The sequence below is a fragment of the Streptomyces mutomycini genome, assembly GCF_001700505.1.
GTDB classification, from domain to species: Bacteria; Actinomycetota; Actinomycetes; order Streptomycetales; family Streptomycetaceae; genus Streptomyces; species Streptomyces mutomycini.
On record NZ_MAPV01000011.1, the window covers coordinates 1 to 26,995 of the forward strand.

25 protein-coding genes and 2 tRNA genes are annotated in these 26,995 nt (G+C 70.4%); 20 read left to right on the forward strand and 7 right to left on the reverse strand.

Features of this window, described 5'->3' with window-relative positions; genetic code table 11:
- The 3 genes from BFF76_RS00665 to nudC form a co-directional block, all read left to right on the forward strand.
- Positions 1–771 (forward strand): PD-(D/E)XK nuclease family protein (locus BFF76_RS00665; RefSeq protein ID WP_141695555.1); only part of this gene is annotated, 771 nt, incomplete at its 5' end.
- Between the two features lie 10 nt (positions 772–781).
- Positions 782–2,176, forward strand: coding sequence for a dipeptidase (locus BFF76_RS00670; RefSeq protein WP_031091229.1), 1,395 nt, complete (start codon positions 782–784; stop codon positions 2,174–2,176).
- A gap of 44 nt (positions 2,177–2,220) precedes the next feature.
- Complete coding sequence (gene nudC, locus BFF76_RS00675) at positions 2,221–3,168, forward strand: NAD(+) diphosphatase (RefSeq protein WP_031091232.1); 948 nt, start codon at positions 2,221–2,223, stop codon at positions 3,166–3,168.
- A gap of 43 nt (positions 3,169–3,211) precedes the next feature.
- Here nudC and BFF76_RS00680 read toward each other — a convergent pair whose 3' ends face one another.
- Positions 3,212–3,469 carry a mycoredoxin gene (locus tag BFF76_RS00680; RefSeq protein ID WP_031091234.1) on the reverse strand — a complete coding sequence of 86 codons (258 nt, stop codon included), beginning with the start codon at positions 3,467–3,469 and terminating at the stop codon, positions 3,212–3,214.
- 271 nt (positions 3,470–3,740) lie between these two features.
- On the opposite strand from BFF76_RS00680, the gene BFF76_RS00685 reads away from it, so the two are divergent.
- The 5 genes from BFF76_RS00685 (at position 3,741) to BFF76_RS00705 (ending at position 7,717) form a co-directional block, all read left to right on the forward strand.
- Entirely contained in the window at positions 3,741–5,963 is a 2,223-nt protein-coding gene (locus BFF76_RS00685) for an ATP-dependent DNA helicase UvrD2 (RefSeq protein ID WP_065846681.1), read from the forward strand.
- 167 nt (positions 5,964–6,130) lie between these two features.
- Positions 6,131–6,463 (forward strand): hypothetical protein, encoded by a 333-nt coding sequence (locus tag BFF76_RS00690; protein WP_053930439.1) that lies wholly within the window; start codon positions 6,131–6,133, stop codon positions 6,461–6,463.
- A gap of 170 nt (positions 6,464–6,633) precedes the next feature.
- Positions 6,634–7,002: a WhiB family transcriptional regulator gene (locus tag BFF76_RS00695; protein WP_031091240.1), complete on the forward strand. Its 369-nt coding sequence runs from the start codon at positions 6,634–6,636 to the stop codon at positions 7,000–7,002.
- Positions 6,999–7,358 carry a hypothetical protein gene (locus tag BFF76_RS00700; protein WP_079122283.1) on the forward strand — a complete coding sequence of 120 codons (360 nt, stop codon included), beginning with the start codon at positions 6,999–7,001 and terminating at the stop codon, positions 7,356–7,358. The genes BFF76_RS00695 and BFF76_RS00700 overlap by 4 nt, the downstream gene beginning before the upstream one ends.
- A gap of 155 nt (positions 7,359–7,513) precedes the next feature.
- Positions 7,514–7,717: a hypothetical protein gene (locus tag BFF76_RS00705; RefSeq protein WP_031091244.1), complete on the forward strand. Its 204-nt coding sequence runs from the start codon at positions 7,514–7,516 to the stop codon at positions 7,715–7,717.
- 74 nt (positions 7,718–7,791) lie between these two features.
- Here BFF76_RS00705 and BFF76_RS00710 read toward each other — a convergent pair whose 3' ends face one another.
- Positions 7,792–9,240, reverse strand: coding sequence for an ABC1 kinase family protein (locus BFF76_RS00710; RefSeq protein WP_031091246.1), 1,449 nt, complete (start codon positions 9,238–9,240; stop codon positions 7,792–7,794).
- Between the two features lie 63 nt (positions 9,241–9,303).
- A complete protein-coding gene (locus BFF76_RS00715; protein WP_065846683.1) occupies positions 9,304–10,461 on the reverse strand; it encodes a ThiF family adenylyltransferase in 1,158 nt (385 codons plus the stop codon).
- A gap of 202 nt (positions 10,462–10,663) precedes the next feature.
- Here BFF76_RS00715 and BFF76_RS00720 point away from each other — a divergent pair, with 202 nt between their 5' ends.
- The 4 genes from BFF76_RS00720 (at position 10,664) to BFF76_RS00735 (ending at position 14,477) form a co-directional block, all read left to right on the forward strand.
- Positions 10,664–11,287: a M48 metallopeptidase family protein gene (locus BFF76_RS00720; protein ID WP_053930441.1), complete on the forward strand. Its 624-nt coding sequence runs from the start codon at positions 10,664–10,666 to the stop codon at positions 11,285–11,287.
- A 106-nt stretch (positions 11,288–11,393) separates the two neighbouring features.
- The gene (locus BFF76_RS00725; RefSeq protein ID WP_031091250.1) at positions 11,394–13,010 is read left to right on the forward strand and encodes a TerD family protein; all 1,617 of its coding nucleotides are present in this window, start codon (positions 11,394–11,396) and stop codon (positions 13,008–13,010) included.
- Positions 13,011–13,021: 11 nt separating this feature from the next.
- Positions 13,022–13,702 carry an AIM24 family protein gene (locus BFF76_RS00730; protein WP_031091251.1) on the forward strand — a complete coding sequence of 227 codons (681 nt, stop codon included), beginning with the start codon at positions 13,022–13,024 and terminating at the stop codon, positions 13,700–13,702.
- A 19-nt stretch (positions 13,703–13,721) separates the two neighbouring features.
- Positions 13,722–14,477 (forward strand): AIM24 family protein, encoded by a 756-nt coding sequence (locus tag BFF76_RS00735; protein WP_031091252.1) that lies wholly within the window; start codon positions 13,722–13,724, stop codon positions 14,475–14,477.
- Between the two features lie 70 nt (positions 14,478–14,547).
- Here the strand turns inward: BFF76_RS00735 and BFF76_RS00740 are convergent, their stop codons facing one another.
- Together BFF76_RS00740 and BFF76_RS00745 are read right to left on the reverse strand one after the other, a co-directional pair.
- Positions 14,548–15,093: an NUDIX hydrolase gene (locus tag BFF76_RS00740; protein WP_031091253.1), complete on the reverse strand. Its 546-nt coding sequence runs from the start codon at positions 15,091–15,093 to the stop codon at positions 14,548–14,550.
- Positions 15,090–16,562, reverse strand: coding sequence for a zinc-dependent metalloprotease (locus BFF76_RS00745; RefSeq protein ID WP_053930442.1), 1,473 nt, complete (start codon positions 16,560–16,562; stop codon positions 15,090–15,092). The genes BFF76_RS00740 and BFF76_RS00745 overlap by 4 nt, the downstream gene beginning before the upstream one ends.
- Positions 16,563–16,753: 191 nt before the next feature.
- Between BFF76_RS00745 and BFF76_RS00750 the strand changes: the two genes are divergently transcribed.
- The 4 genes from BFF76_RS00750 to BFF76_RS00760 all read left to right on the forward strand — a co-directional run bounded on the left by BFF76_RS00750 (position 16,754) and on the right by BFF76_RS00760 (position 20,033).
- Positions 16,754–17,896 carry an SDR family oxidoreductase gene (locus BFF76_RS00750; RefSeq protein ID WP_065846685.1) on the forward strand — a complete coding sequence of 381 codons (1,143 nt, stop codon included), beginning with the start codon at positions 16,754–16,756 and terminating at the stop codon, positions 17,894–17,896.
- A gap of 106 nt (positions 17,897–18,002) precedes the next feature.
- A complete protein-coding gene (locus tag BFF76_RS00755) occupies positions 18,003–18,464 on the forward strand; it encodes a molybdenum cofactor biosynthesis protein MoaE (protein ID WP_031091259.1) in 462 nt (153 codons plus the stop codon).
- 127 nt (positions 18,465–18,591) lie between these two features.
- Positions 18,592–18,762 (forward strand): hypothetical protein, encoded by a 171-nt coding sequence (locus BFF76_RS32815; protein WP_167359457.1) that lies wholly within the window; start codon positions 18,592–18,594, stop codon positions 18,760–18,762.
- A gap of 161 nt (positions 18,763–18,923) precedes the next feature.
- On the forward strand, positions 18,924–20,033 hold the full coding sequence (locus tag BFF76_RS00760; protein ID WP_031091262.1) for a YlbL family protein: 1,110 nt from the start codon (positions 18,924–18,926) through the stop codon (positions 20,031–20,033).
- Positions 20,034–20,054: 21 nt separating this feature from the next.
- Here the strand turns inward: BFF76_RS00760 and BFF76_RS00765 are convergent, their stop codons facing one another.
- Entirely contained in the window at positions 20,055–20,624 is a 570-nt protein-coding gene (locus BFF76_RS00765; RefSeq protein ID WP_234316673.1) for a PPA1309 family protein, read from the reverse strand.
- Positions 20,625–20,751: 127 nt separating this feature from the next.
- Between BFF76_RS00765 and BFF76_RS00770 the strand changes: the two genes are divergently transcribed.
- The 4 genes from BFF76_RS00770 (at position 20,752) to BFF76_RS00785 (ending at position 26,286) form a co-directional block, all read left to right on the forward strand.
- A complete protein-coding gene (locus BFF76_RS00770) occupies positions 20,752–23,712 on the forward strand; it encodes a UPF0182 family membrane protein (RefSeq protein WP_065846687.1) in 2,961 nt (986 codons plus the stop codon).
- Between the two features lie 42 nt (positions 23,713–23,754).
- A tRNA-Met gene (locus BFF76_RS00775) sits at positions 23,755–23,828 on the forward strand.
- Between the two features lie 212 nt (positions 23,829–24,040).
- Complete coding sequence (locus tag BFF76_RS00780; RefSeq protein ID WP_065846689.1) at positions 24,041–26,116, forward strand: tetratricopeptide repeat protein; 2,076 nt, start codon at positions 24,041–24,043, stop codon at positions 26,114–26,116.
- A 96-nt stretch (positions 26,117–26,212) separates the two neighbouring features.
- Positions 26,213–26,286, forward strand: a tRNA-Met gene (locus BFF76_RS00785).
- A gap of 138 nt (positions 26,287–26,424) precedes the next feature.
- Here the strand turns inward: BFF76_RS00785 and BFF76_RS00790 are convergent.
- Entirely contained in the window at positions 26,425–26,844 is a 420-nt protein-coding gene (locus BFF76_RS00790) for a Fur family transcriptional regulator (RefSeq protein ID WP_031091271.1), read from the reverse strand.
- Between the last annotated feature and the right edge of the window lie 151 nt (positions 26,845–26,995).

Genomic DNA, 26,995 nt, shown 5'->3' on the forward strand with positions numbered 1-26,995 from the left:
GTCCCCGCGCCCGCCGTGCCCGCTCCCGCCCCGTACGTTCCCGCCGCACGTAACCCCGTGGACGCGAGCCTCACCCCGGAGGAGTCCCGCACCCTCGCCTCCTGGGACCGGGACCTCGACGCACTCGCCGGTGAGCTGCGCCGCGCCCGCGCCGCCGTGCGCGACGTCGTCGTCCCCGCCACCCTCTCCGCCACGCAGCTCCTGCACCTCGCCGACGACCCAGACGGTTTCGCGCGGGAGCTCGCCCGCCCCATGCCACGTCCCCCGCAGCCCGCGGCCCGCCGGGGGACCCGCTTCCACGCCTGGGTGGAGTCCCGCTTCGAGGAACTGCCGCTGCCCATGCTCGGCCCGGACGAACTCCCCGGGGGCGACGGGAACGACGCGGAGATCGCCGACGAGCGCGACCTCGCCGAGCTCAAGGAGGCCTTCGAGCGCACGGCGTACGCCCGGCGCACTCCCTACCGCGTCGAGACACCGTTCCAGATCACCCTCGGGGGCCGGGTGGTCCGCGGCCGGATCGACGCGGTCTACCGCACGGGCGACACCTACGAGATCGTCGACTGGAAGACCAGCCGGCACCGCACGGCCGACCCGCTCCAGCTCGCCGTGTACCGCCTGGCCTGGGCCGAACTGCACGGTCTGCCGCTGGACGCGGTCACAGCGACCTTCCTCTACGTACGCACCGGGGAGACGTCCCGTCCCACCGCGCTGCCGGGCAGGGAGGAGCTGGAGAAGCTCCTGCTGGACGAGCCACCTCCGCAGGGCCGATAGGCTCATGAGCATGAGCGACACCCCGGACAGCGCCGTCCGTACGTACACCGAGCAGCACCGCACGGCCTTCCTCGACGACCTCGCCGAGTGGCTGCGCATCCCGTCGGTATCCGCCCAGCCGGAGCACGACAAGGACGTACGGCGCAGTGCCGAGTGGCTGTCCGGGAAGCTCGCCGAGACGGGCTTCCCGGTCACCGAGATCTGGGAGACGCCCGGCGCCCCCGCGGTCTTCGCCGAGTGGCCGTCACAGGATCCCGACGCACCCGTCGTCCTGGTCTACGGCCACCACGACGTGCAGCCCGCGGCCCGTGAGGACGGCTGGAGCACCGACCCCTTCGAGCCGGTGATCCGCGACGGCAGGATGTACGGACGCGGCGCGGCCGACGACAAGGGCCAGGTGTTCTTCCACACACTCGGTGTCCGCGCCCACCTCGCCGCGACCGGCCGTACGACGCCCGCCGTCCACCTCAAGCTGCTGATCGAGGGCGAGGAGGAGTCCGGTTCGCCGCACTTCCGCGCACTGGCCGAGGAGCGGGCCGCCCGTCTCGCGGCCGACGCCGTGATCGTCTCCGACACCGGCATGTGGGACGAGAACACCCCCACCGTCTGCACCGGCATGCGCGGTCTCGCGGAGTGCGAGATCGAGCTGTCCGGCCCCGGCCAGGACATCCACTCCGGGTCGTTCGGCGGCGCCGTCCCCAACCCCGCGACCGCTCTCGCCCGCCTGGTCGCCGCTCTCCACGACACGGAGGGCAGGGTCGCGGTCCCCGGCTTCTACGACGGCGTCGCCGAACTCACCGACACCGAGCGGGCTCTCTTCGCCGAACTGCCCTTCGACGAGGAAACGTGGCTGCGCACGGCGGCCTCGCACGCCACCGCCGGCGAGGCCGGCTACTCGACCCTCGAGCGCGTCTGGGCCCGTCCCACCGCGGAGGTCAACGGCATCGGCGGCGGCTACCAGGGGGCCGGCAGCAAGACCGTCATCCCCTCGTCCGCCATGGTGAAGCTGAGCTTCCGGCTGGTCGCCGGCCAGGACCCGGAGCGGATCCAGGAAGCGGTCCGTGCCTGGGCCGAGGCCAGGATCCCGGCCGGTGTCCGCCACCGGATCACCTTCTCGCCCGCCACGCGCCCCTGCCTGACGCCCCTGGACCACCCCGCACTCCAGGCGGTGGCGCGCGCCATGGGACGGGCCTTCGGGAAGAAGATCCTCTTCACCCGCGAGGGAGGCTCGGGGCCCGCCGCCGACCTGCAGGACGTGCTCGGCGCACCCGTCCTCTTCCTGGGCATCTCCGTACCGTCCGACGGCTGGCACGGCCCCGACGAGAAGGTCGAACTCGACCTCCTCCTCAAGGGCGTGGAGACCGCCGCCCATCTGTGGAGCGAGCTGGCCGACGCACTCCGCTGAATCTCTGAACGCCCGATCCGCCCCCGGGGGAGTAGGAAGCACCTGTGAGCACCTTCGACAACGCCACCGCAGACCGCCCGATCGGTCTCACCGCGCCCAGCGGCATCGACCGCGCCGCGCACCACCGGCTCGACGAGGCCTGGCTCGCCGCGGCCTGGAGCCACCCGACGACCAGAGTCTTCGTCGTCTCCGGGGGACAGGCGCTCATCGACGACACCCCCGACGGCGGCACCGAGCTCGTCATGACGCCCGCCTTCGAGGCGCCCGTCACCGAGACCCACCGCTACTTCCTCGGCACCGACGAGCACGGCGTGCGTTACTTCGCGCTCCAGAAGGACTCCCTGCCGGGCCGCATGGACCAGTCCGCACGGCCCGCCGGCCTGCGTGAGGCCGGGCTGCTGCTCGGCCCGCGCGACGCCGGCCTGATGGTGCACGCGGTGGCCCTGGAGAACTGGCAGCGGCTGCACCGCTTCTGCTCACGCTGCGGCGAGCGGACCGTCATCGCGGCCGCCGGGCACATCCGCCGCTGCCAGGCATGCGGGGCGGAGCACTACCCGCGTACCGACCCCGCGGTGATCATGCTGGTCACGGACGACCAGGACCGTGCCCTGCTGGGACGCCAGGTGCACTGGCCCGAGGGCCGCTTCTCGACCCTCGCCGGCTTCGTCGAGCCGGGGGAGTCGATCGAGCAGTCCGTGGCCCGTGAGGTGTTCGAGGAGGCCGGCGTCACCGTCGGCGAGGTCGAGTACATCGCCAGCCAGCCCTGGCCGTTCCCCTCCAGCCTGATGCTCGGCTTCATGGCACGCGCCGTGACCTCGGAGATCACCGTGGACGGCGAGGAGATCGAGGAGGCCCGCTGGTTCTCGCGCGAGGACCTGACGGCCGCCTTCGAATCCGGCGAGGTGCTGCCCCCGTTCGGCATCTCGATCGCCGCGCGCCTGATCGAGCTCTGGTACGGCAAGCCGCTCCCGAGGCCGGGCAACGCGGCCTGAGAGCCCGCCCCTCTGNNCAGAGGGGCGGGCTCTCAGGCGGGAGTCAGGCGCCGAGCGCCTGCTTCACCTGCGCAAGACTCGGGTTCGTCATGACGACGTCGGAGCCGCCCTGGGCGGGAACCACCAGAACCGTCGGAACTGTCTGATTGCCGCCGTTGGCCTTCTCGACGAAAGCTGCCGAGTCCGGGTCGTGCTCGATGTTGACCTCGGTGTACGAGATGCCTTCGCGGTCCATCTGGCTCTTGAGCCGGCGGCAGTAGCCGCACCACGTGGTGCTGTACATCGTCACAGTGCCCGGCATGTCTTCGGTGCTCCCTTGTCTCGTCGGTCTCGCTGGATGCGGGGCCGCGCGTACGCTCCCGCATGGTGGGGGGAACGTCGCTCCCGCATGGAGGGAACGTACGGGACCTCGGCACCATTCCCCGCGGCCCCGGACGGTACGACGTACGGCACCGCTCCGCACCGCACCGGTATGACGTACGACACGGCACCCGCACAGCACCGGTATGACGAACGGCAGCCCCTGTGGACAACCGCCGCGCCGGTCCCTCGCGACCTGGCAGCATGGCAGGGTGACAGCAGCAACGCATTCCACCCTCTTCCCACAGGTCCCCGACTCCGCGGACGCCGTGCTCGACGGGCTCGACCCGGAGCAGCGCGAGGTCGCGCTCGCCCTCGGCGGACCCGTGTGCGTGCTGGCCGGAGCAGGTACGGGCAAGACGCGGGCGCTCACGCACCGCATCGCCTACGGGGTGCGTGCCGGGATCCTTCAGCCGACCACCGTGCTCGCCGTCACCTTCACCAACCGGGCGGCCGGAGAGATGCGCGGCCGGCTCCGCCAGCTCGGTGCGACAGGTGTCCAGGCCCGGACCTTCCACTCCGCGGCCCTGCGCCAGCTCCAGTACTTCTGGCCGAAAGCGGTCGGTGGTGAGCTTCCGCGGCTCGTGGAGCGCAAGGTCCAGCTGGTCGCCGAGGCCGCGGCCCGCTGCGGGATCCGGCTCGACCGCAACGAGCTGCGGGACGCCACCAGTGAGATCGAGTGGGCCAAGGTCACCCAGACCGTGCCCGCCGACTATCCGGCCGCGGTCGCCAAGACCCAGCGGGACGCCCCGCGTGACCCGGCCGAGCTCTCGCAGATCTACGCGATGTACGAGCAGCTGAAGCGCGACCGGTCGGTGATCGACTTCGAGGACGTACTGCTGCTCACCGTCGGCATCCTCCAGGACCGGCACGACATCGCCGATCATGTGCGCCGTCAGTACCAGCACTTCGTCGTCGACGAGTACCAGGACGTCAGCCCGCTCCAGCAGCGGCTGCTCGACCTCTGGCTCGGTGACCGGGACGATCTCTGCGTCGTCGGCGACGCCGGCCAGACGATCTACTCCTTCACCGGTGCCACCCCCGACCATCTGCTGAACTTCCGCACGCGCCATCCGGACGCGACGCTGGTCAAGCTGGTGCGGGACTACCGCTCCACGCCCCAGGTCGTCCACCTGGCCAACGGCCTGCTGAGTCAGGCCCGCGGCAAGGCGGCCGAACACCGTCTGGAGCTGGTGTCGCAGCGGGACAAGGGACCCGAACCGGTCTACACGGAGTACGCCGACGAGCCCGCGGAGGCCGAGGGCACCGCACGCCGTATCCGTGACCTGATCGCCGCCGGGGTCCCGGCCGGTGAGATCGCGGTGCTGTACCGGGTCAACTCCCAGTCCGAGGTCTACGAGCAGGCTCTCTCCGACGCGGGTGTGCCCTACCAGCTGCGCGGCGCGGAGCGCTTCTTCGACCGCCCCGAGGTGCGGGAGGCGGGCGTCGCGCTGAGGGGCGCCGCCCGCGCGGGAGGCAACGACTCGCTGCTCGACGGCGCCGACGACCTTCCTTCCGAGGTGCGGGCGGTGCTGTCCACGAAGGGCTGGACCTCCAAGCCGCCCGCCGGCTCGGGAGCGGTGCGGGACCGCTGGGAGTCTCTCGCCGCACTGGTGCGTCTGGCGGAGGACTTCGAACAGGCCAGGCCGGGCGCCACGCTCTCCGATCTCGTGGCTGAGCTCGACGAACGGGCCGCCGCCCAGCACGCGCCCACGGTCCAGGGTGTGACTCTTGCGTCGCTGCACTCGGCGAAGGGACTGGAGTGGGACGCCGTGTTCCTCGTCGGGCTCACCGAGGGCATGATGCCGATCGCCTACGCCAAGACGGACGAACAGGTGGAGGAGGAACGCCGGCTGCTGTACGTCGGTGTCACCCGGGCCCGTTTCCACCTCTCGCTGTCCTGGGCCCTGTCCCGGTCGCCGGGGGGCCGCGGGAACCGCCGGGCCACCCGCTTCCTCAACGGGCTGCGTCCCGGGTCGGCCGCGCTCGGCACGCGGGGCGGGGCCGGAGGCGGCGGCGGCATCGACCGCGGCTCCCGTGCGGGCACGGGCGGCACCGGCACACAGACCCTGGCGAGGCCGGGCCGGAGGGGTCCGGTGCGCTGCCGGGTCTGCGGCAAGACGCTCACCGAGGCCGGTGAGATGAAACTGATGCGCTGCGAGGACTGCCCCTCGGACATGGACGAGGCGCTGTACGAGCGGCTGCGGGAGTGGCGTGCGGACCGGGCGAAGGAGATCAGCCAGCCCGCCTACTGCGTCTTCACCGACAAGACGCTGATGGCGATCGCCGAGGCGGCGCCGGACAGCGAGGGCGAGCTCGTCGTCATCGCCGGTGTCGGCAACCGGAAGCTGACCAGGTTCGGGGCCGACGTGCTGGCCATCTGCGCAGGCCGGACGGTGCGTCAGGAGCCTGAGGAGGGCGACGGCGAGGTGTGAGAAGAACTCGCCGAAAAAATAGTTTGCGCCCGCAGCAGCAATCACCATAGGTTCTTAACCACGGGAACAGCGACTTCTCTGAAGCCCTGACTCCGTGCTGTACTTATCCGAATACCGCAGGATCGGCCCCGGCCGGTCCCTTGAGACGCCGAGAGGAGGCGATTGTCGTGATCAGCATCATCAACACCATCGAAGTGACCGATCCGTCGGTCGTCTCCACCTGCTCGCTCGGCCTCACCCGCTCTTCGGCGCTCTCGCTTCGTGGCATCGGTGTGTCCGGCGGCTCCGCCGTCAGCCCGCTGTCCATGACCGGTCTGCCCGTGTGGAAGCGCAATGAGCGACCGACCGAGGCACCGGAAGCAGCCGTAGTGAAGGGACAGGCCTCGGCCTATGCCTTTGCGGCAGCCGCAGCCGGTGCCGGAGCCAAGAAGCAGACGACGCAGCACCACCACAAGATGTGGGCCTTCCGTGGGCCTGAACCCTGGAGTGATCCAGCCTGATTCGAATCAGGCCGGCGCCTTCAGGGCCGCGGAACCCCACTCGGGATCCGCGGCCCTTTTGTTTTGTCCGAACGGATGAGACGAGACGAAGGAGCCTCGGGACAGCAGGACCTGGTACCAGCCGCCAACCGGCCAACAGGCCGGCACGACCAGACGAGGACAACGCCACCGTGCAACTCGAGACGCACGCCCCGTCCGTACCGCCTTCCGACACGATCTCCCCGCCCGGCCTCACGGAGGACTCCACCTTGATCCCGCTCACCGCGCTCACCGCGCTCGACGACGCCATCGAGAACCTCGGCGTACCCGTCCCCTGCCGTTCCTACGACCCTGAGGTCTTCTTCGCCGAGTCGCCGGCGGACGTCGAGTACGCCAAGTCCCTCTGCCGGACCTGTCCGCTGATGGAGGCCTGCCTCGCAGGTGCCAAGGAGCGCCGCGAGCCGTGGGGCGTCTGGGGTGGCGAGCTCTTCGTCCAGGGCGTCGTCGTCGCACGCAAGCGTCCGCGTGGCCGTCCCCGCAAGAACCCGGTCGCGGCGTGACCGCCGGCCTGGGGGCCATGGCCCCCGCACGAACGAAGCGCATCGGAACCATCGACCGTCCCCAGACCCATGACCCGCGAAATCAGGCACCAATGACCACCGCCACGAGGGAGCCCGTCGGCTCCGCGACCCCGGACGTCACCATCATCGGCGCGAACGACTCGCGCCAGAACAGGACCCGCGAAATGCAACTCATCCCAGAAGCCCTGGCCCGTGCGCATATGCACGAGCGTCTGAGGGAGGCCGAGGACGGACGACGGGGCGTGCGCCTGGTGACCGCCAAGCGGATGCAGCGACGCGCGGAACGCGCGTCGCTGCGCGCCCGCCGCGCGCTCGCCATGGCCGTCATGCACTGACAGTTCCACCAGCAGTACGGCGTACCACGGCTGCCGGGCCACCGCTCGGCCTCCCAGGCAGCCACCCTCCCCTTCTGCGGGGCCGGCCGGACACAGGCCGGCCCCGCAGTGCGTTGCGGCGCGCGCCGCCCGGCCCACGGCGTTATCGTCGGCGGGTGGACGAGGAGACTCATCACCCCGCGGAGTCCGTCACCGACCACGTGGTGTGTGCCCGCTGCGGCACCACCGCGAGATCGGACGGCCCGCCTCCGACGTGGCTCTGCTCCGTGGAGAACGGACAGCGCCAGTACTTCTGCGACGACTGCGCCCGCGCCCATATCCGTGCCGTCGAGAGCCGTCTCGACTCCGCCTGGTGGTGACCCGACCCGATGACGCGCGGGCGGGCGGCGCCCTGAGGGCACCGTTGCGGTGAGCCGAGGGCGTGGGTGCGCCTCTACACCTCGACGGCCGCGCCCTCCTCGGCGCCGTCGCTCTCGACGCTGTCCTCCTCTTCCGGCTCGTACTCCGGGAGGAATCCCGGCAGCCAGGAATCCAGTTCGTCCCGCAGCCGGACAGTCGCGCCCAGCTGGCACAGCACCCCGATCGTGCTCAGCGTCACGCGATGTATCAGCAGGTAGGACGGGGGCAGATTCAGCTGCTTGCCCAGCTGATGAGCCGGGGAGCGCGGGTCGGCGATCCGGGCGGCCTGGCTGCGCAGCCAGGAGCGGGTGAAGGTGAACTCGTCCGCCTGCGCCGGCTCGATGATGGGGAGCAGGTACTCAAGGACGGCCTCCGCTTCGAGATCGATCGACTCCTTGACGAAGCCGTCCTCCCGCAGCATGGCGTAGACGCCGTCCGCGTCCCCGTCCAGCGTCATCCGCAGGGCGTCGCCGATGGTCTGCGGCAGGCCGCCCGGCAGCCGGTCCACTGTGCCGAAGTCCAGTACTCCCAGACGCCACTGGCCGCAACCGTCGTCGAGTCCGTCCGCGTCCCTGTCCCCGTCTCCGTCCCCGGCAGTCACCTCTGCCGGAGGGAGCAGCCTGAAGTTCCCCGGATGGGGGTCCGCGTGCAGCAGACCGGTGCGCGCGGGCCCCGAGAAAAGGAAGCGCGACAGGAGCTGGCCGGCCCGGTCCCGCTGTTCCGTGGTGCCGTCGGCGATCACCTCCGACAGCGGAACTCCCTCCATCCACTCCGTCACCAGGACCTGGTCGGACTGGTGCACCACTGCCGGGATCACCACATCCGGATCGTCGGCGAACTCCACCGCGTGCTCCTGCTGGGCCCGCGCCTCGAGCTCGTAGTCCAGTTCCTCGGACACCCGGTCGCGCAGTTCCGTGATGAGCGGCTTGATGTCCATTCCGGGAACCAGCGGCCCGAGCAGCCGTGCGAAGCGGCTGAGTTGGGTGAGGTCCGACAACAAGGCCTCACCGGCGCCCGGGTATTGCACCTTCACTGCGACATGGCGTCCGTCGTGCCACACGGCGCGGTGGACCTGCCCGATCGAGGCTGCGGCAGAGGGCTGGTCCTCGAACTCCGTGAACAGATCCCGCCAGTCGTCGCCCAGCCGCTCCGCGAGCACCCCGTGGACCGTGCGGCTCGGCATGGGCGGTGCGGCCTCCTGCAGCTTGGTCAGCGCCGCCCGGTAAGGGCCCGCGACGTCCTCGGGCAGCGCGGATTCGAAGACGGACAGAGCCTGTCCGAGCTTCATCGCGCCGCCCTTCAGCTCGCCGAGCACCTTGAAGAGCTGATCCGCCGTGCGCTGCTGGACCTCGCGCGCCACGATCTCCGCGGACTTCCCGCCGATCCGCTTCCCGAGACCCCACGTGGCACGCCCGGCGAAGCCGAGCGGCAGCGCTGCCAGCTTCGCGGTACGGGTGACCGCCTTCCGGGGAAGATCAGACATGTGCCCCTCCAGTTCGCAGACTGCCGTGCCGCGTGAGTATCGGCTCCGCTCCGCCGGCGGCGGTCACCCCGCCATTGTGTCCTGCGTGGCGCCGGCCGCGGAGGTGAGCTCCACCTCAGTGTGCCCGGCGGCACCGCAGACGCAGTCGAGGTGTGGTTCCAGCCGCTGCGACCGCCAGTCCAGCAGGGGCATGGCGGCCTCCCACCGTGCCCCCGTGCTGCCGGGCAGCTCCCCATCGAGGAAGGACAGGGCGTGGGCCGCGGCGAGGCCGGCCACCGCGGTGGCCAGGCCCAGGTCACAGGCCTGCACACAGGTGCGCCGCCCTGACCTCCACTGCGCGAGCATCCGCGGCCACTGGGGGTCGGCCTCCGCACGGTTCAGTGCCAGGCAGCCCGCGCAGCCGGTGCCACCGGGAAGCACCAGCGGCCCGACCACTCCTGTGGCTTCGATCACTCCGGCGTAGAGATGGGGGGTGCCCGAGGCGATCCACGATGCGGCCGTATCCGGATCGGGTGCGTAGACGGAGAGACCGTCCCTGGGGGCCACCACGATCAGGGACAGCGCGGGTTCACCGCACGCCGGGGCCGCGCCCGTCCCGGCTGTCCCCCGGCCCGGCCGAGGAGGCCCGCCGACCGCTGTCCGGCGCACCAACTGCCGTGCGGCCGTGTCCCGGCGCTCTCCGACCGATGAGGCCGGGAGGCCACCCGGCGCGATGTCCCAGGGCTCGGCGCGGCCGCCGTCGAGCACGTCGACATGGCCTACCCCCGACCCGGACAGCACTGCGGCGATCGCCGCTCCGACCCTGCCCGCGCCGCGCACCTGGACCCGCATCGCGCGACGGGCGGCGAGTCTGCGCAGCCCGCCGCCGGGCGCCGGATGGACCACGGAGAGGGCCGCCGCGTCGGGGCGCTGCCGCTCCAGGGTCTCGGCCCGTCGGCGTAAGGCGTCGGCCTCCGGGCCGCCCGCGTCCGGATCGTCCAGCAGACCGGCCTCCGTGAGGCGGGATACGAGAATGTCCACGTGACGGTCCGACAGATCCAGAGCTCTGGCCTCTTCCCTGAGCAGCGGAAGTCCGCGTGTTCCGTCGAGCAGTTCGAGAAAACTTCCGGTGGCGATATCCATCGGCCCCAGCGTTACCGCGTGCGCGGGCGTCACACCGAATTGCACGGTGTTCCGTCCACGCCAGGCACGGCGGAGTGCGGGCTTCAGCATCGGGTGCATGACTTCTCCCAGGTCGGTCTCGGGATCCGTTGCCGTCGGAGTAGGGATCCGTTGCCAGAATGCAACGTGGCGACGAAGCGTGCCGAAAGTTATCCACAGGCTGGGGCATTAGTCGTTCAAAAGGTGCGGGACGAGAAGTGGATCAAGGGAGAACCGCCGGGGAGGCGGGACTTCCCGCACCGCCGGCAGGTAACGTCGTGCCGTGCCCGCCGACTCCTCTCCCGGTCTCGCCGGAGAGACCCACGCGCGCAGCGCCGGACGCCGGCCGCGCAGCGCAGCCACCCAGCAGCCCCGCACATCGGTGTCGGGCGCCGTCGAGGTCCGCAGGAGCGCCCGGCGCAGCAGAACGGTCTCCGCGTACCGGGAGGGCGACCGCACCATCGTGCTCATCCCGGCGCGGATGTCGGAGGCCGAGGAGCAGCGCTGGGTCGGCGTGATGCTCGACAAGCTCGCCGCGCAGGAGAGCAAGCGCGTCATCGGTGACAGCGGGCTCGCCGAGCGTGCCGAGCGGCTTTCCGGCCAGTACCTCGGGGGCCGTGCCCGCCCCGCCTCCGTGCGCTGGGTGACCAACCAGAACACCCGCTGGGGCTCGTGCACGCCCGCCGAGGGCAGCATCCGGCTTTCGCACCGTCTGCAGGGCATGCCGGAGTACGTCGTCGACTACGTCCTCCTCCACGAGCTGGCCCACCTGCTGGTTCCGGGTCACGGGCCGCGTTTCTGGCAGCTCCTGGAGGCGTACCCCCGTACCGAGCGTGCACGTGGCTATCTCGAAGGCGTCGTGGCGGCCGACCGGCTTCCGCATCTGCCCGCCGCTCGCGAAGAGTGACATCGCCGATTCTGTACCGGGTCTGTACCGGCTTGGCTCATTGTCGTGGTTTGCGGTTAGCCTGACGCGACGCATTCACCTTCGGGATGGGGGACGGTCGTTACGCATGGCCAGGGAATTTCAACGCGGCCACAAGGCCAAGATCAGTGATCTCACGTCAGGGACGGATCTGTACGTAGGTGTGCAGATCGCGGGCCCCGGCCTGACGTTCGACATCAGCTGCTTCGGTCTCGATGCCAACGAGCAGCTCTCCGACGACCGGTATTTCATCTTCTTCAACCAGCCGAAATCGCCCGAGGAGTCCATTCAGCTTCTTGGTGCCCAAGCCGGTGACACCGAGTCGTTCCGCGTCACCCTCGACCGCATTCCGGCGAACATCCACAAGCTGTCGTTCACCGCGACTCTCGATGGAGCCGGACAGCTCTCGCAGGTCGGCCCCGGATACATCCGGATCGTCGCGGGCGGCGAGGAAGTGGTGAAGTACGCCTTCACCGGTTCGGAGTTCACCACCGAGCGCGCGGTCATGCTCGGCGACTTCTACCTGAAGGACGTCTGGCGGTTCGCAGCCGTCGGCCAGGGCTTCGACGGCGGACTCGACGCGCTGCTCAAGAACTTCGGCGGGGAGGTCGCGGAGGAGGCTCCCGCCGCACCCCCCCAGGGCGCCGCTCCCTCGTTCGCGCCGCCCGCCCAGGCCTCCGCGCCTCCTGCCTTCGGTGCTCCCGCCGCACCCCAGGCGCCGCAGCAGCCCGCACCGGCGTTCGGTGCTCCGGCTCCCGCGCCGCAGCAGCAGCCGATGCACGCCGCGCCGACCATGGCGGCACCGATGGCGCCACCCGCACCCGGTCCGTACGGACAGCCGCCGCAGCAGCCGCAGTTCGGACAGGTGCCGGGGCAGGGAGCCCCGCCGTTCGGTCAGCAGCCTCCTGCCGCGCAGCCCTACGGGCAGCAGCCCCCGGCCGCCCCGCCGTTCGGCCAGCACGCTCAGGCACCGTTCGGACAGCAGCCTCCCGGCATGCAGCCGGGGATGCCGCAGGGCGTACCCCAGGGTGTACCCGCGGGCGGCGCGGGCCTGCAGGCAGCCCTGCAGCCCTACAAGGAAGCGGCCACGGGACAGCGCTGGACGTCACAGAACCAGCAGCTCATGCGCGTCGACCTCACGATGGGCGGAACGCCGGTGCTGGCCCGCCAGGGCAGCATGGTGATGTACCAGGGCAAGGTGGACTTCGGCTACAAGGGCGCCGGTTTCGCCGGCCGTATGGTCGGCAACGCGACGGGCCAGGAAATGCAGCTGATGCGCTGCACCGGCAAGGGCCAGGTCTTCCTCGCCGAGGAAGGGGCGCACCTGCATCCGATCGAGCTGCAGGGCGACGGCATCTGCGTCTCGGCGGAGAGCGTCCTCGCCTTCGACGAGTCCCTGCAGTACGAGGTCCGCAGGATCGAGGGGCACGGCATCCCCGGCGGCGCACTGTTCACCATGCAGTTCCAGGGCACGGGCACCGTCGTCGTCAAGACCCACGGCGTGCCGGTCGTCCTGCCTGTCACGCCGACCACCTTCGCCGACTGCAACGCCGTGGTGGCCTGGTCGTCCGCCTCCCAGGTGATCATCTCCAGCCAGGTCCGGCTGCGCCGCAACGCGTACCCGGGGCACAGCGGGGAGACCGTGAACCTCCAGTTCCGGGGAGCACCCGGAAACTTCGTCGTCGTCCAGCCCTACGAGGTCTGAGGGAGCCCGTCATGAATCAGCAACTCGCGGGCTTCGCCCCGACCCCCGTCACGGCCCGCATGGAGAACCACGGCCGCGCGATGCTCAAGGTCGCCATGGCCACCGGCCAGGACCTCTACGCACGCACCGGCTCGATGGTGGCCTACGAGGGCTTCATCCAGTACGAACCCAATCCGCCCGCCGTCCGCCAGATCGCGTCCCAGTGGATCACCGGTGAGGGCGCACCCCTGATGAAGTGCGCCGGCGACGGACTCCTCTACCTCGCCGACTACGGCGCGGACGTGGTCGTCATCAATCTCGACAACGACTCGCTCTCGGTCAACGGCACCAATCTCCTGGCCTTCGACGGGCACCTCTCCTGGGGTGTCGAGCGGGTCAAGGGACTGGCCAAGTTCGCCGGCCAGGGCCTGTGGAACGTCGGCATCCAGGGCACGGGATGGGTCGCCATCACCTCGCGCGGCACGCCCATAGTCGTCGACTGCGGCCGGGGCGAGGACGAGACGTACGTCGACCCCGACGCCCTCGTCGCGTGGTCCCCGAACCTCAAGGTGAAGGGCAAGCGCAGCTTCAAGGCGAGTTCCCTCATAGGGCGGGGCAGCGGAGAGGCCTATCAGATGGCCTTCTCCGGCCAGGGCATCGTCGTCGTCCAGCCGAGCGAGGACAGCACCGACCGCCTCCGGGTCCGGAACTGAGCGGGGGGAGGAACACATCATGCAGAGTCCGCTTTTCAGCCACACCGAGCAGCAGTCCCAGGACCGCTACACCGTCCAGAATCCGCAGCTCCTGCGAGTCGCACTGACCGGCCACGACGACGTGCTCGCCCGCAAGGGCGCCATGGTCGCCTACCAGGGCCTCATGGAGTTCGACGGGGAGTACCAGTCGCAGGGCCAGCGCCGCGCCCGCAGGAACACGGGCGAGGGCCTCGACCTGATGCGCTGCTCGGGGCAGGGCACGGTCTACCTGGCCAACCTCGCCCAGTACATCCACATGGTCGACGTCGACCACGAGGGCATGACGGTCGACAGCGCCTACGTGCTCGCGCTGGACTCCTCGCTGCACACCGAGGTCATCGCGGTGGACAGCCAGTACGGGATCTCCGGCACCGGCAAGTACCAGCTGAACATCTCCGGGACCGGCAAGGTCGCGCTGATGACCTCCGGTCAGCCGCTGATGATGCAGGTCACCCCTGACAAGTACGTCAATGCCGACGCCGACGCGATCGTCGCCTGGTCGAGCGGGCTGAGGGTCCAGATGCAGGCCCAGACCCACTCCACGGGCATCGCCAGGCGTCGCGGCAACACGGGGGAGGGCTGGGAGCTCAGCTTCCTGGGCCAGGGCTTCGCCCTCGTCCAGCCGAGCGAGGTGCTCCCGCCGCAGAGCGCGCAGATCGGCCAGGGTGCCGCGGCCCAGTTCGGTGTGGGCCAGCACGGCGCGCGCAGCCAGAACCAGAACAACGCCTGGAACTGAGCGGCCCCGCTGCGGCGGAGTGTCGCGGTGAGGGGGCGGTTCCCACGGGGAACCGCCCCCTCACCGGTGTCTAGCGACCCGCGTCCAGCCGCGCACGTGCACTCTCCAGCAGTCGCGCGACCGAGGCGTCCGCCACCTTCTCCACCTCGTCGTACGGGAACCAGCGCAGATCGAGGGACTCGTCGCTGATCTGCTCCACCGCTCCGGCCGTAGCCGTCGCGGCGTACTGCACATCGAGATGCCAGTGGCACGGCGCCGGGATGGGATGCCGGTCCAGCCGCACGGGCCCGCCGGGCAGCAGACGGAGCCCGGCGATCCCGGACTCCTCCGTGGCCTCACGAAGGGCCGCAGCCGCCAGGGTCGTGTCCTGGGGCTCGCAGTGCCCGCCCATCTGCAGCCACATTCGAAGCTTCCTGTGCAGCGTCAGCAGGACCCTGCCGCGCTCCGGGTCGATCACCAGCGCGCTGGCCGTCAGATGCCCCGCTCCGCACGCCTTCCACATGCCGTCGGGGTGACCGGCGAGGTGATCGAGGTACGCCTGACGCAGCTCCGCCTGCTGCGCGTCGTCCCCGTCGTAGCCCTTGAGTACGCCTACCGCGTCGTCGTGCAGGCTCACTTCCCGGTGTCGTCCTTGCCGTCGCTCTTCGGACCGTCCCCGGGCTCGTCCTCGTCCAGGGCGTCTTTCCGGTCCTCGCCCTGATCCTCGACGGCGGGCTTCTGCGGGCCCTTCGCCGCCTCGCCGAGCATCTTGTCCAGCTCGGAGAAGTCCAGCTGCTCGTGGTGGACGAAGCCGTCGGGGTCGTCCAGGTCCTGGGCCGTCGGCAGCATGTCCGGGTGCTCCCACAGCCCGTCCCGGCCGTCGACACCCCGGGCGTCCGTGAGCGAGGCCCACAGCCGCGAGGCGTCCCGCAGCCGGCGCGGGCGCAGCTGGAGACCGATCAGCGTGGCGAAGGTCTGCTCGGCGGGACCGCCGGAGGCCCGGCGCCTGCGCATCGTCTCGCGCAACGCGTCCGCCGAGGTCAGCCTGGACTTCGCGGCCTCGTGCACCACCGCGTCCACCCAGCCCTCGACGAGAGCGAGGGCGGTCTCCAGGCGGGCCAGCGACGCCTTCTGCTCCGGGGTGTCCTCCGGCTGGAACATGCCCTGCTGAAGAGCGTCCTGCAGCTGCTCGGGCTGCGACGGGTCGAACTGGCCGACGACGTCCTCGAGCTTGCTGGTGTCGACCTTGATGCCGCGCGCATAGGCCTCGACCGCGCCGAACAGATGCGAACGCAGCCACGGGACGTGGGCGAAGAGCCGCTGGTGGGCCGCCTCGCGCAGTGCCAGGTACAGCCGCACCTCGTCCTGCGGCACGCTCAGGTCCTTGCCGAACCGCTCGACGTTCAGCGGAAGCAGCGCGGCTTTGCCGGCCGGTGCCAGCGGAAGGCCGATGTCGGTCGAGCCGACGACCTCGCCGGCGAGCACGCCCACGGCCTGTCCGATCTGCTGGCCGAACATGGCGCCGCCCATGGACCGCATCATGCCGATCAGCGGGCCGGCCATGGCCTGCATCTCCTCCGGCAGGACGTCACCCATGGCCAGGCCGACGCGCTCGGCCACCGGGTCCACCAGCTGCTGCCACGCGGGCAGCGAAGCCTCGACCCACTCGGCGCGGCTCCACGCCACCGTCGAGACGGAACCCGAGGGCAGCGACGTCACGCCGTCCAGCCAGAGGTCGGCGAGACGCAGCGCCTCGTCGACGGAGGCCCGCTCCGCAGGGCCGACGCTCGCGTCCTTGCTTCCGTCCGTGGTGCCCTGCGACACCGTCTGGCGAGCGATCTGCTTGGCCATGTCCCAGTTGACCGGACCGCCCTCGTAGCTCAGCATCTGGCCGAGCTGCTGGAAGGCGGCACCCAGGTCGTTCGGGTTCATCGAGCCGAACATCGCTGCGAACGGATTGTCCCCGCCCGCGCCCGGCCCGAAGCCGAACGGGTTCGCCGGCCCGCCCGAGCCCTGCCCACCACCGGTGGGGTCCTTCTTCTTGCCTTCGTCGCCGTCTTCCGGCTCCTCCGGCGGAAGGCCGAATCCGAATGGGGTGTCACTCACGGGTTTCCTCGGCTCGTAGGGCCGCCGGCTCGAACCGACGGCGACTGCCCGACATCACCATCCAGCGTAGACACCAAAGACCGCTCGGGCCCTCAGTGCTCCGCCGGCTCCCGGCCTGCGGCAGGATGGACGCCACCTGGTACGCACGCGTCATTCGGGTACGTACTGAAGACAACCGCTGGAGACGCCCGGTGAGTTCCCCAGATCCGCAGGTTCGCGCAGCGCGAAACCTGGCCGACCCCTCGTCCGAAAGCAAGCCCACGAAAAATTCTTCCCGAAGCCGCGGCCCCGTCGTCGCGGTCACCGGTGCCGCGACCGGTGTGGGCGAGGTGCTCACCGCCCACCTCGCCGCATCCGACGCGATCAAGCAGGTCATCGCCATCGACGAGCGCCGGGGGGACGTCTCCGAGGCGACGTGGCACATCCTGGACGTACGCGACCCCGCCATCGCCGAGAAACTCCGCGGCGCGGACGTCGTCGTGCACATGGCGCTCGACCTCGATCTGGAGACCGACGCCGCGGCCCGTACCGCGTACAACGTGCGCGGTACCCAGACCGTTCTGACCGCGGCGGCGGCCGTGGGAGTCCACCGGGTCGTGCTGTGCACCTCGGCGATGGTCTACGGCGCGCTGGCCGACAACGACATCCCCCTGTCCGAGGACGCGGAGCTGCGGGCCACGGCGGAGGCCACCGGAGTCGGCGACCTCCTGGAGATCGAACGGCTCGGCCGCCGCGCGCCCCGGGCCCACCCCGGACTCAACGTCACGGTGGTGCGTCCCACGGTCCTGGTCGGCGGTACGGACACGGCGCTCACCCGGTACTTCGAGTCGCCCAGGCTCCTCGTCGTCGCCGGTTCGCGCCCCGCCTGGCAGTTCTGCCACGTCGACGACCTGGTGACCGCCCTGGAGTACGCGGCTCTGGAGAAGATCGACGGAGAGTTCGCGGTCGGCTGCGACGGCTGGCTCGAACAGGAGGAGGTGGAGGAGCTCTCCGGAGTGCGTCGCATGGAGCTTCCGTCCGCCGTCGCCCTCGGCGCCGCGGCCCGGCTGCACCGGATCGGCCTCACGCCGTCACCGGCGGGCGATCTCGCCTACACCATGCATCCCTGGGTGGTCAGTGTGAGCAGGCTCCACGACGCCGGATGGCGCCCACGCTGGACCAACGAGGAGGTCCTGGCGGCCCTCCTGGAAGAGGTGGAGGGACGCCACACGGTCGCCGGCCGGCGGCTCGGCCGCAAGGACGCCACCGCAGCGGGGGCCGCGGGGGCGACCGTCGCACTGCTCGGCACGGCGGCGCTGGTCCGACGGGCCCGAAGGGCGCGTCGGCGCTTCTAGGCCGGCGGTCCGGTCCCCCGTCCGGCAGGAGGCTCCAAGCGGTCCGGTGTGCCCCTGGTCGAAAACGCTATTCCGGGAAACCGGTGCCGTACGGCACGATGGCCCCATGGCACGCACCCACGACCACCCCGGCGAGCAGGCGGCACAGGACCCCATCCGGCTTCTGGACATCCGTGACACGCCGCTGTCCGTCGACGAGATCTTCCGCGCGGTCGGGGACGACGCCGCGGGTGGGATGGTGCTCTTCGTCGGCACCGTGCGCAATCACGACGAGGGGCAGGACGTCGGCGCCCTCGGTTACTCCTGCCATCCGACGGCCCCTGACGAACTCCGCAGGGTGGCCGAGAAGGTGGTGGCGGAGTTCCCGGTACGGGCTCTGGCCGCCGTCCACCGGGTGGGTGATCTGGGTGTGGGCGATCTGGCGGTGGTCGTCGCGGTGTCGTGCGCCCATCGGGGTGAGGCCTTCGACGCCTGTCGCAAGCTGATCGACGACCTCAAGCACGAGGTCCCGATCTGGAAGCACCAGCGTTTCTCCGACGGTACGGAGGAGTGGGTCGGCGCCTGCTGACCGCAAACCGCCCCGGGGGGCATCAGCCCCGATTTGCGTAACCGCACCCCTGCCGTGAGCGTTGGTCCTGCAGGTGGTTAATCTTCTGATCGTCAGTTGCGGTCGCTCATGGGGTAGGGAGGTCGTGATGGCAGCACTCGCTTGGCTGTTGATTCCGTTTATAGCCGCACTCGGCGCGGCGATATGGGGAGGGTGGGCAGCCCGCAATCGAACGACCGGCGATGTCACCGAACTCGCCGGCTACGCCAGGTTCCGTGAGGCGATGGAGAAGCCGCCCTCCGGTTCCCAGGCAGTCTGAGACTCCGCGACTGTACGCAGTTGCCAATTCCGCTCCGCACCCGCTCCCGTGGCCGTGGCCCGCGCAGCGAGTGGGCCCGCGACGACGCCCGGGCCGCCCCGGCCGCCCGTACGGCCCGGCCCCGACGGTGCACTGACAGGCCGTTCCCGTACTGTCGTTCCATGCCACGCCGCACCGCGACGATGCTCGCCTCCACCCTCGTTCTCATCGCGCTGCTCTGCGCAGGCGTGCTGATCCGCGTGCCGTATTCGGAGATGTCCCCCGGCCCGACCGTGAACACGCTCGGCGATGCCCGTGGCGAGCCGGTCCTGCACATCAGCGGGCGCAAGACGTATCCGACGTCCGGGCACCTCAACATGACGACGGTCCGTGTCACCGGCGCGGACTACGACATGAACATCGTCGAGGCCGTCTACGGCTGGCTGGCTCATGACAGCGTGGTCGTGCCCCACGACACCCTCTACCCGGACGGCAAGACCGAGGAGCAGTCGACGCAGGAGAACGCGGAGGAGTTCAGCCAGTCCCAGGAGAGCGCCAAGGTCGCGGCCCTGGAGGAGCTGAAGATCCCCGTCACCTCCCGTGTGGTGGTCTCCACGGTCGTCAAGGACAGCGCCGCCGAGGGTGCGCTGCACGCGGGCGACGTGATCAAGGCCGTCGACGGCACGGCGGTCGAACAGCCCGAGGACGTCGCGAAGCTCGTCACGAAGCACGAGCCCGGCGAGGACGTCGTCTTCACTGTCGTCCCGGCCAAGACCGCCGCCGCCGCCGAGAAGGCCGGCAAGGAGCCCCGGGGCTCCCGTGACGTCACCCTCACCACGCGGAAGGCGCCCGCGGACCCGTCGGATCCCTCGGCGGAGGACCGGGCGATCGTCGGGATCCAGGCAGGGACGGACCACACGTTCCCGTTCGAGGTCGACATCAAGCTGGCCGATGTCGGCGGCCCGAGCGCCGGACTGATGTTCTCGCTCGGCATCATCGACAAGCTGACGCCCGGAAAGCTGACGGGCGGCGAGTTCATCGCCGGCACGGGCACCATCGACGACGACGGCAAGGTCGGTCCGATCGGCGGGATCAACATGAAGCTCGTCGGCGCGCGTGACGCGGGTGCCCGGTACTTCCTGACTCCGGACGACAACTGCGACGCCGCGGCGTCCGACACGCCGGGCGGCCTCACGCTCGTGAGGGTGAAGACCCTCGACGACGCCAAGAAGTCCCTGGAGAAGATCCGCGCGGGGGACGCGGCCGGCCTGCCGAGCTGCTCGACGGGCTGAGACCGGCCCCCGCCGGAGGGATCAGGACTCGAAGGTGGCCGCGAGTGCCTCGGCCAGTCCCGGAACCAGCCCCGCACCGGTCAGGACCTCGGTCGGGGAGTCCTTCTCCCGCAGTCGCACGGCGGAGTCCCTCGCCCCGTCCCGCAGCACCGCCACGGTCATCCGCACTTCCTGCCGGTCGGGGTGCTCGGCGACCCAGCTGGTCAGCTGGGCGTCGGTCAGGCCGTCCGGCACGGACGCCTCCGCGGACGGCGGCAGCATCATGCGTTCCACGGTCATGGCGCAGCCGACCACGGCATCGGGCCAGGCGATCGTGGCGAGGAACTCGTCCAGCGCGGCGCCGGCGGGGAGCTCCTCCTGCTCGACAGGGGTGAGGGTGGCGGTCGTGGAAGCGGTGTCGTCGAGGCCGAGCTGGGCGGCGAGGCCCGGCTCGTGGGCACGTAGCCGGGCGGTGTCGACCAGGGCGAACAGCCTGGCCGGCTGGTCCCAGCCGAGGCTCCCGGCATAGGCGTCGATTTCGAGTACGGCGACGGTCAGGGGGCTCGCGGCCATCGGAGGGCCTGAGGGGGAAACGTTGGGCATGCCCAACATCCTGCCTCCTTCCGCCCCGGTAACGGGAACTAGGTAAAGCCTCAGTAAGTTGCATAGGTGGGCTCTACGATCGCTGGGGCCGCTTCACACGACCGCGAACTTCGAGGTGCGCACGTTGGCTTTCCAGATGCCGGACCGCGGCGGAGGCCCGACCGGGCCACGGATCAGAGTCGGCCGCCCGTCCCGGCGCGTCCGTACCCTGCTCATGACACTGGGTGTCCTGGCGGTTCTCGCCATGGCCTTCGTCATGTTCGCCGGGTTCTGGACGGACTGGCTCTGGTACAGGTCGGTCGCGTATTCGTCTGTCTTCACCACCACCCTGTGGACCAAGATCGGGCTGTTCCTCGTCTTCGGACTGCTGATGGCCGTCGTCATCGGTGTGAACGTCTGGCTCGCGCACCGGCTCCGGCCGCCGCTGAGCGCGATGTCTCTGGAGCAGCAGAGCCTGGACCGCTACCGGATGAGCATCGCCCCGTACAAGAAGTGGGTGCTGCTCGCGGTCACCGCGCTCGTCGGGCTGATCGCCGGAGCCTCCGCGTCCAGCCAGTGGCGTACGTGGCTCATGTATGTCAACGGCGTGCCGTTCGGGCAGAAGGACCCCCAGTTCAAGCTGGACGTCGCCTTCTACGCCTTCGACCTGCCGTGGTACCGCTTCATGCTCGGCTTCGGGTTCGCCGCAGTGGTGCTGTCGCTGATCGCGGCGGCGCTGACCCACTACCTCTACGGCGGGCTCCGGGTCACCAGCCCCGGCGCGCGGGCCACGGGGGCGGCCACCGGCCACCTCTCCGTGCTGCTCGGTGTCTTCGTCTCGCTGAAGGCCGTGGCGTACTGGCTCGACCGGTACGGCCTGGCCGTGAAGTCCAGTGACTTCAAGGCCACGGACAACTGGACGGGCCTGCGGTACGTCGATGCCAACGCCTACCTGCCGGCGAAGACGATCCTGTTCTGCATCGCCGTCATCTGTGCCGTGCTCTTCTTCGCGACCCTCTGGCGCCGCACCTGGCAGCTGCCCGTGATCGGCTTCGGCCTGATGGTGCTGTCGGCGATCCTGATCGGCGGCCTCTACCCGGCGATCGTGCAGAAGTTCCAGGTCCAGCCCAACGAGCAGGCCAAGGAAGCTCCGTTCATCCGGAAGAACATCGACGCGACCCGCGATGCCTACGACATCGACGACGCGAAGGTGGACGACTACTCCGGCAAGGGCACGACGACGGACGAGGCCAAGCTCCGCGCCTCCGCCGGAGAGGCCGCGAGCTACCGGGTGATGGACCCGAACGTCGTCTCCCCGGCCTTCCAGCAGCTCCAGCAGAAGAGGAACTACTACCAGTTCCCCGAGACGCTGGACGTCGACCGCTACAAGGGCGAGGACGGCAAGGAGCAGGACACCGTCATCGGTCTGCGCGAGCTCAACCTCGCCGGTCTTCCCAAGCGGAACTGGATCAACGACCACTTCACGTACACCCACGGCTACGGCGCCATCGCGGCCCGCGGCACCACGACGGGTACCAACCCGGCGGGTTCCCCCGACTTCACGGAGTCGGGTCTGCCGACCACCGGCGAGCTGGGGGAGTACGAGCAGCGGATCTACTACGGCGAGAAGACCGAGCAGTACTCCATCGTCGGCGGGCCCCAGAAGGAGCTCGACTACGAGGAGGACGGCGAGAAGACCACCAGCTACAAGGGCAAGAGCGGGGTCAGTCTCTCCAACGCCTTCAACCGCGCCGCCTACGCGGTGTCGCTCAGCGAGCCGCAGATACTGTATTCCGGGGCCATCGGGGACGGTTCGCGCATCCTGTACAACCGGACGCCCAAGGAACGCGTCGAGGCGGTCGCCCCCTGGCTGACCATCGACGGCGACGCCTATCCGGCGGTGGTCGGCAAGCGCATCCAGTGGGTCGTCGACGCCTACACCACGACCAACGGCTACCCGTACGCCTCGCGTACGACGCTCGGCGACACCACGGCCGACTCGCTGACCACCAACCAGCGCGCGGTCGTCGCCCAGCAGAACCAGGTCAACTACATCCGCAACTCGGTGAAGGCCACCGTCGACGCGTACACCGGAGAGGTCACGCTCTACGAGTGGGACACCAAGGACCCGGTGCTCAAGACGTGGCGCAAGGCATTCCCCGGGACCGTGAAGTCCAGGGGCGACATCCCGCAGGACCTGATGGACCACCTGCGCTACCCGCAGGATCTGTTCAAGGTCCAGCGCGAGCTGCTCACGCGCTACCACGTCGAGGATCCCGCCCAGTTCTACAGCGGCAGTGACGCCTGGCAGGTGCCGGACGACCCCACGAACAAGGAGCCCGGGGCCGTTCCGCCGTACTACCTGAGCATGAAGATGCCGGGGCAGGACGCGCAGAGGTTCTCGCTGACCACGACGTTCACCCCGAGAGGGCGCCCCAACCTGGGCGCTTTCATGGCGGTTGACGCCGACGCGGCCAGCAAGGACTACGGCACGATAAGGCTGCTGAGAGTCACCACCACCGTGAAGGGCCCCGGCCAGGTGCAGAGTGAGCTCAACGGCAACGACGACGTCGCCGAGTTCGTGAGGAACCTGAAGGGAACCGACTCGGACATCGAGTACGGCAACCTGCTGACCGTGCCGCTCGACGGAGGCTTCCTCTACATCGAACCGGTCTACACGCGCGGTGGCACGCAGAACTACCCGCTGCTGCGCAAGGTGGCCGCCTCGTACGGGTCGGAGATCGTCTTCGAGAACAGTCTCGGGGAGGCGCTCAACGCGGTCTTCGGGGTCGAGGGTTCCGATACGCCCACGGAGCCGACCGAGCCGCCGGGTGACACCACGGAGCCGCCTCCCACCGGCCAAGCGGCTCTGAAGGCGGCCATCGCGGACGCCCAGGAGGCATACACGGCGGGCGAGGAGGCCCTCAAGGAGCAGGACTGGGAGGCCTACGGCAAGGCCCAGGCCGACCTCCAGGACGCGCTCGAGCGAGCCGCGGCCGCGCAGCCCAAGGCCGGCAGCGCCTCGGACACCGGGGGCGCGTCGGACACCGGGGGCGCCGACAGTGCCTCGGGCGCCGAGAACGCCACGAAGCCGGAGGACGGTGACCAGGGCAGCTGAGAAAGGTCCACCCCGCGTCGTGGTACGGTTTGAACACAACGACGCGGGGTGGAGCAGCTCGGTAGCTCGCTGGGCTCATAACCCAGAGGTCGCAGGTTCAAATCCTGTCCCCGCTACTGGAAGGTGAAGGCCCGGATCCTTTGGGATCCGGGCCTTCGTCATGTCGCGGCGCCTTTTTCCAACTTGTCGGAGTGAAGTGCGGTTCGCGGGGCACGAGTTGGACTCAGTCGTGTTTCACTTGTCTCTCTGTGGGCATGTCGACAAAACGCTGAAGTGACCTCACTGGCCGCGATATACCAGGTGTCCGCGGGTTACAGGTGGTGCGACGATGGTATTTATGGGGGACAGGGCAACTCTGTTGGAGACAGGGCGGTTTGTGCAGCGACGCGGCCGGACGGCGGAAAACATGGCAGATGCGGCATTCGCCGTCGCCGTGGCCGGGACAGCTGACACCGCCGACGGCGGCCGGGAGGCCGCCGTCCTGACCGCGGACATCGTCGACTCGACCGGTGCCGTCGAGAGCTTCGGGACCGCCGGCGGCGCGGACCACACCGCGGGCGCGGACACCGTCGATCACGCCGACACTGCCGACACCGCTGATCACGCCGACGAGGCCGAGGCGCGGCACAGGCGTGCCGCGGAAGCCGGTGACACGGCGTCGATGAGCGTCCTGGGCGCTCTCCTTCTGCGCCGCGGCGATCTGGACGGCGCCGAGGCGTATCTGCGAGCGGCCACCGCCGAGGGCGACCGTGCGGCGGCCAACAACCTCGGCGTGCTCCTCCACCAGAAGGGATACGCGGACGAGGCCGCCGGATGGTGGCGTATCGCCGCTGTCGCCGGCTCCGCAGCCGCCGCGCACGCCCTCGGACGCCACTTCAGGGAGCGCGGCGACGAGCCGGGCGCCGAGTACTGGCTGCGCCAGTCCGCCGAGCAGGGGCACGCGCTGGGCGCCTACGCGCTGGCCGATCTGCTGGAGCACCGCGGGGACACGGGCGCCGAGCGCTGGCTGCGCGCCGCCGCGGAACAGGGGCACCGGGAAGCCGCGTACCGTCTCGCGCGGACGATCGAGCGCAATGCCGTCGGCGACGCGCACGACGCCTTCGGACTCGGCCGTGTCCTGGGCGACGGCCGCCGGGGGCTGGACGCCGGTACGCAGGCGAAGCCGGACAGTCCCGTCGCGGGCCCCGACGCCGGGCGGGTCGGCGAGGCCGAACAGTGGTACCGCCAGGCAGCGGCGCGCGGCCACCGCCGCGCCGCCCTGCATCTCGGGGCCATCCTCGAACAGCGCGGCGAGCTGAAGGACGCCGGCCGCTGGTATCTCACCGCCGCAAAGGACGGCGAGCCCCGGGCGGCCTGCGCCCTAGGGTTCCTGCTGCGCGACGCGGGTGACGAGGAGAGCGCGGCCGTGTGGTGGCTCCGTGCCGCCCAGGACGGTGACGGCAACGCCGCCAACGCACTGGGCGCACTGCACGCCGCCAGGGGCGAACAGCAGACCGCGGAGCGCTGGTACCGCGCCGCCATGGACGCCGGTGACGTCAACGGGGCGTACAACCTCGGCCTGCTCTGCGCCGCCCAGGACCGGATACCGCAGGCCGAGCAGTGGTACCGCCGGGCCGCTTACGCCGGGCACCGCGAGGCGGCGAACGCGCTGGCCGTGCTGCTGCTCCAGGCCGGGGATGCGACCGGGGCCGAGCCCTGGTTCTCCAAGGCCGCGGAGGCGGGCAGCGTGGACGCGGCCTTCAACCTCGGCATCCTGCACGCCGGACGCGACGAGGACCGCGCGGCGATCGGCTGGTACCAGCGGGCGGCCGCCGCCGGACACACCGATGCCGCGCTGCAGGTGGGCATGGCCTTGCTGCGGGATGGCGACGAGCGGGAGGCGGAGCGTCATCTGCGCTGCGCCGCGGGCGGCGGCAGCGCGGAGGCCGCCTTCCGGCTGGCAGGTGTCCTCGACCGGCGCCAGCCGGCCCCGGGACCTCCCGCGCTGGGAGAGCCGATGCCGGAGAGGACCGAGTGCGAGGAGTGGTACGAGAGGGCGGCCGAGCAGGGGCACCGCCGTGCCCAGGTCAGGGCCGGGATGCTCGCGGCCGCGCGCGGCGACATGGCGAGCGCCGCGGGCTGGTACCGCGAGGCCGCCGAGTCGGGAAGCCGCAACGGGGCGTTCAACCTCGGCCTGCTGCTCGCCCGTGAGGGCAGCGAGCGTGAGGCGGCCCTGTGGTGGAGCCGCGCGGCCAACGACGGGCACGGCAGGGCGGCCCTGCGCCTCGCGCTGCTCGCCGCCCGGCGGGGCGAGCTCACCGAAGGGCAGCGCTGGTGCGCCCGGGCCGTCGAGCTGGGGCCTGCGGAGGTGACCGAGCGGGCCGCGCGCCTGCTGGAGGCGCTGCACCAGGAGCTCACCGCGTGACGACGACCGGGCCGGCCCGCCATGGCTGCGCACGGGTGTCCGGCGAATGAATTTGCTCCGGTCGTCGTGAGTGCCGTACTGTTGCACTCACAACGACGCGGGGTGGAGCAGCTCGGTAGCTCGCTGGGCTCATAACCCAGAGGTCGCAGGTTCAAATCCTGTCCCCGCTACTGAAAGACAGAGGCCCGGAACCTTCCAAGGTTTCGGGCCTCTGTCGTATGCCGGTGCAAAGACCGGCGGCTGCCCGGATGAGGGGCCGCCCGGCGGGGTGCTTCGGGAAGCTCCGTCAGGCGGTGCCGGCCGGGGGCTCAGGCGGTGGCGGAGCAGTTCGGGCAGATGCCGCGGTAGGTCACCTCGACGTCCGAGACGGTGAAGCCGAAGCGCTCGTCGTCCGGCAGGTCCGCCAGCGGGTTGCCGGACGGGTGCACGTCCCGGATCGCTCCGCAGCGGGCGCACACCAGGTGGTGGTGGGGGCGATGAGCGTTCGGGTCGTACCGCTTCGCCCGGCGGTCGGTGGAGACCTCGATGACCTCTCCGAGGGACACCATCTCGCCCAGCGTGTTGTACACGGTGGCTCGGGAGATCTCCGGCAGTCGGTCGACGGCCCTCGCGTGGACCTCGTCCGCCGTCAGATGCACATGGTCCCCCTCGAGAACCTCGGCCACCACGCGCCGCTGTGCCGTCATGCGCCAGCCGCGTCCACGAAGTCGTTCCAGGAGGTCACTCATGGGGCCCAGCCTAACAGTGGAGAGACCGAGTCCCGAGTGGGTGTGACTTTAGATAGTTGTTTGACTTGGACAAAGTCCATTGTAGGATCGGTGACGTACTGGCCAAGGGCAGGTTCGGCCGAGTGCACGCTGCACAGCGAACGAGCTGTGC

What these genes read in the sequence shown, in the direction of transcription:
- BFF76_RS00680 (WP_031091234.1), bottom strand. Translation starts at nt 3,469, where the DNA reads ATGCCGGGCACTGTGACGATGTACAGCACCACGTGGTGCGGCTACTGC.
- BFF76_RS00760 (WP_031091262.1), top strand. Translation starts at nt 18,924, where the DNA reads ATGCCACGCCGCACCGCGACGATGCTCGCCTCCACCCTCGTTCTCATC.
- BFF76_RS00715 (WP_065846683.1), bottom strand. Translation starts at nt 10,461, where the DNA reads ATGCACCCGATGCTGAAGCCCGCACTCCGCCGTGCCTGGCGTGGACGG.
- BFF76_RS00710 (WP_031091246.1), bottom strand. Translation starts at nt 9,240, where the DNA reads ATGTCTGATCTTCCCCGGAAGGCGGTCACCCGTACCGCGAAGCTGGCA.
- BFF76_RS32815 (WP_167359457.1), top strand. Translation starts at nt 18,592, where the DNA reads ATGGCAGCACTCGCTTGGCTGTTGATTCCGTTTATAGCCGCACTCGGC.
- BFF76_RS00670 (WP_031091229.1), top strand. Translation starts at nt 782, where the DNA reads ATGAGCGACACCCCGGACAGCGCCGTCCGTACGTACACCGAGCAGCAC.
- BFF76_RS00730 (WP_031091251.1), top strand. Translation starts at nt 13,022, where the DNA reads ATGAATCAGCAACTCGCGGGCTTCGCCCCGACCCCCGTCACGGCCCGC.
- BFF76_RS00755 (WP_031091259.1), top strand. Translation starts at nt 18,003, where the DNA reads ATGGCACGCACCCACGACCACCCCGGCGAGCAGGCGGCACAGGACCCC.
- BFF76_RS00735 (WP_031091252.1), top strand. Translation starts at nt 13,722, where the DNA reads ATGCAGAGTCCGCTTTTCAGCCACACCGAGCAGCAGTCCCAGGACCGC.
- BFF76_RS00790 (WP_031091271.1), bottom strand. Translation starts at nt 26,844, where the DNA reads ATGAGTGACCTCCTGGAACGACTTCGTGGACGCGGCTGGCGCATGACG.
- BFF76_RS00765 (WP_234316673.1), bottom strand. Translation starts at nt 20,624, where the DNA reads ATGTTGGGCATGCCCAACGTTTCCCCCTCAGGCCCTCCGATGGCCGCG.
- BFF76_RS00725 (WP_031091250.1), top strand. Translation starts at nt 11,394, where the DNA reads ATGGCCAGGGAATTTCAACGCGGCCACAAGGCCAAGATCAGTGATCTC.
- BFF76_RS00780 (WP_065846689.1), top strand. Translation starts at nt 24,041, where the DNA reads ATGGTATTTATGGGGGACAGGGCAACTCTGTTGGAGACAGGGCGGTTT.
- BFF76_RS00770 (WP_065846687.1), top strand. Translation starts at nt 20,752, where the DNA reads ATGCCGGACCGCGGCGGAGGCCCGACCGGGCCACGGATCAGAGTCGGC.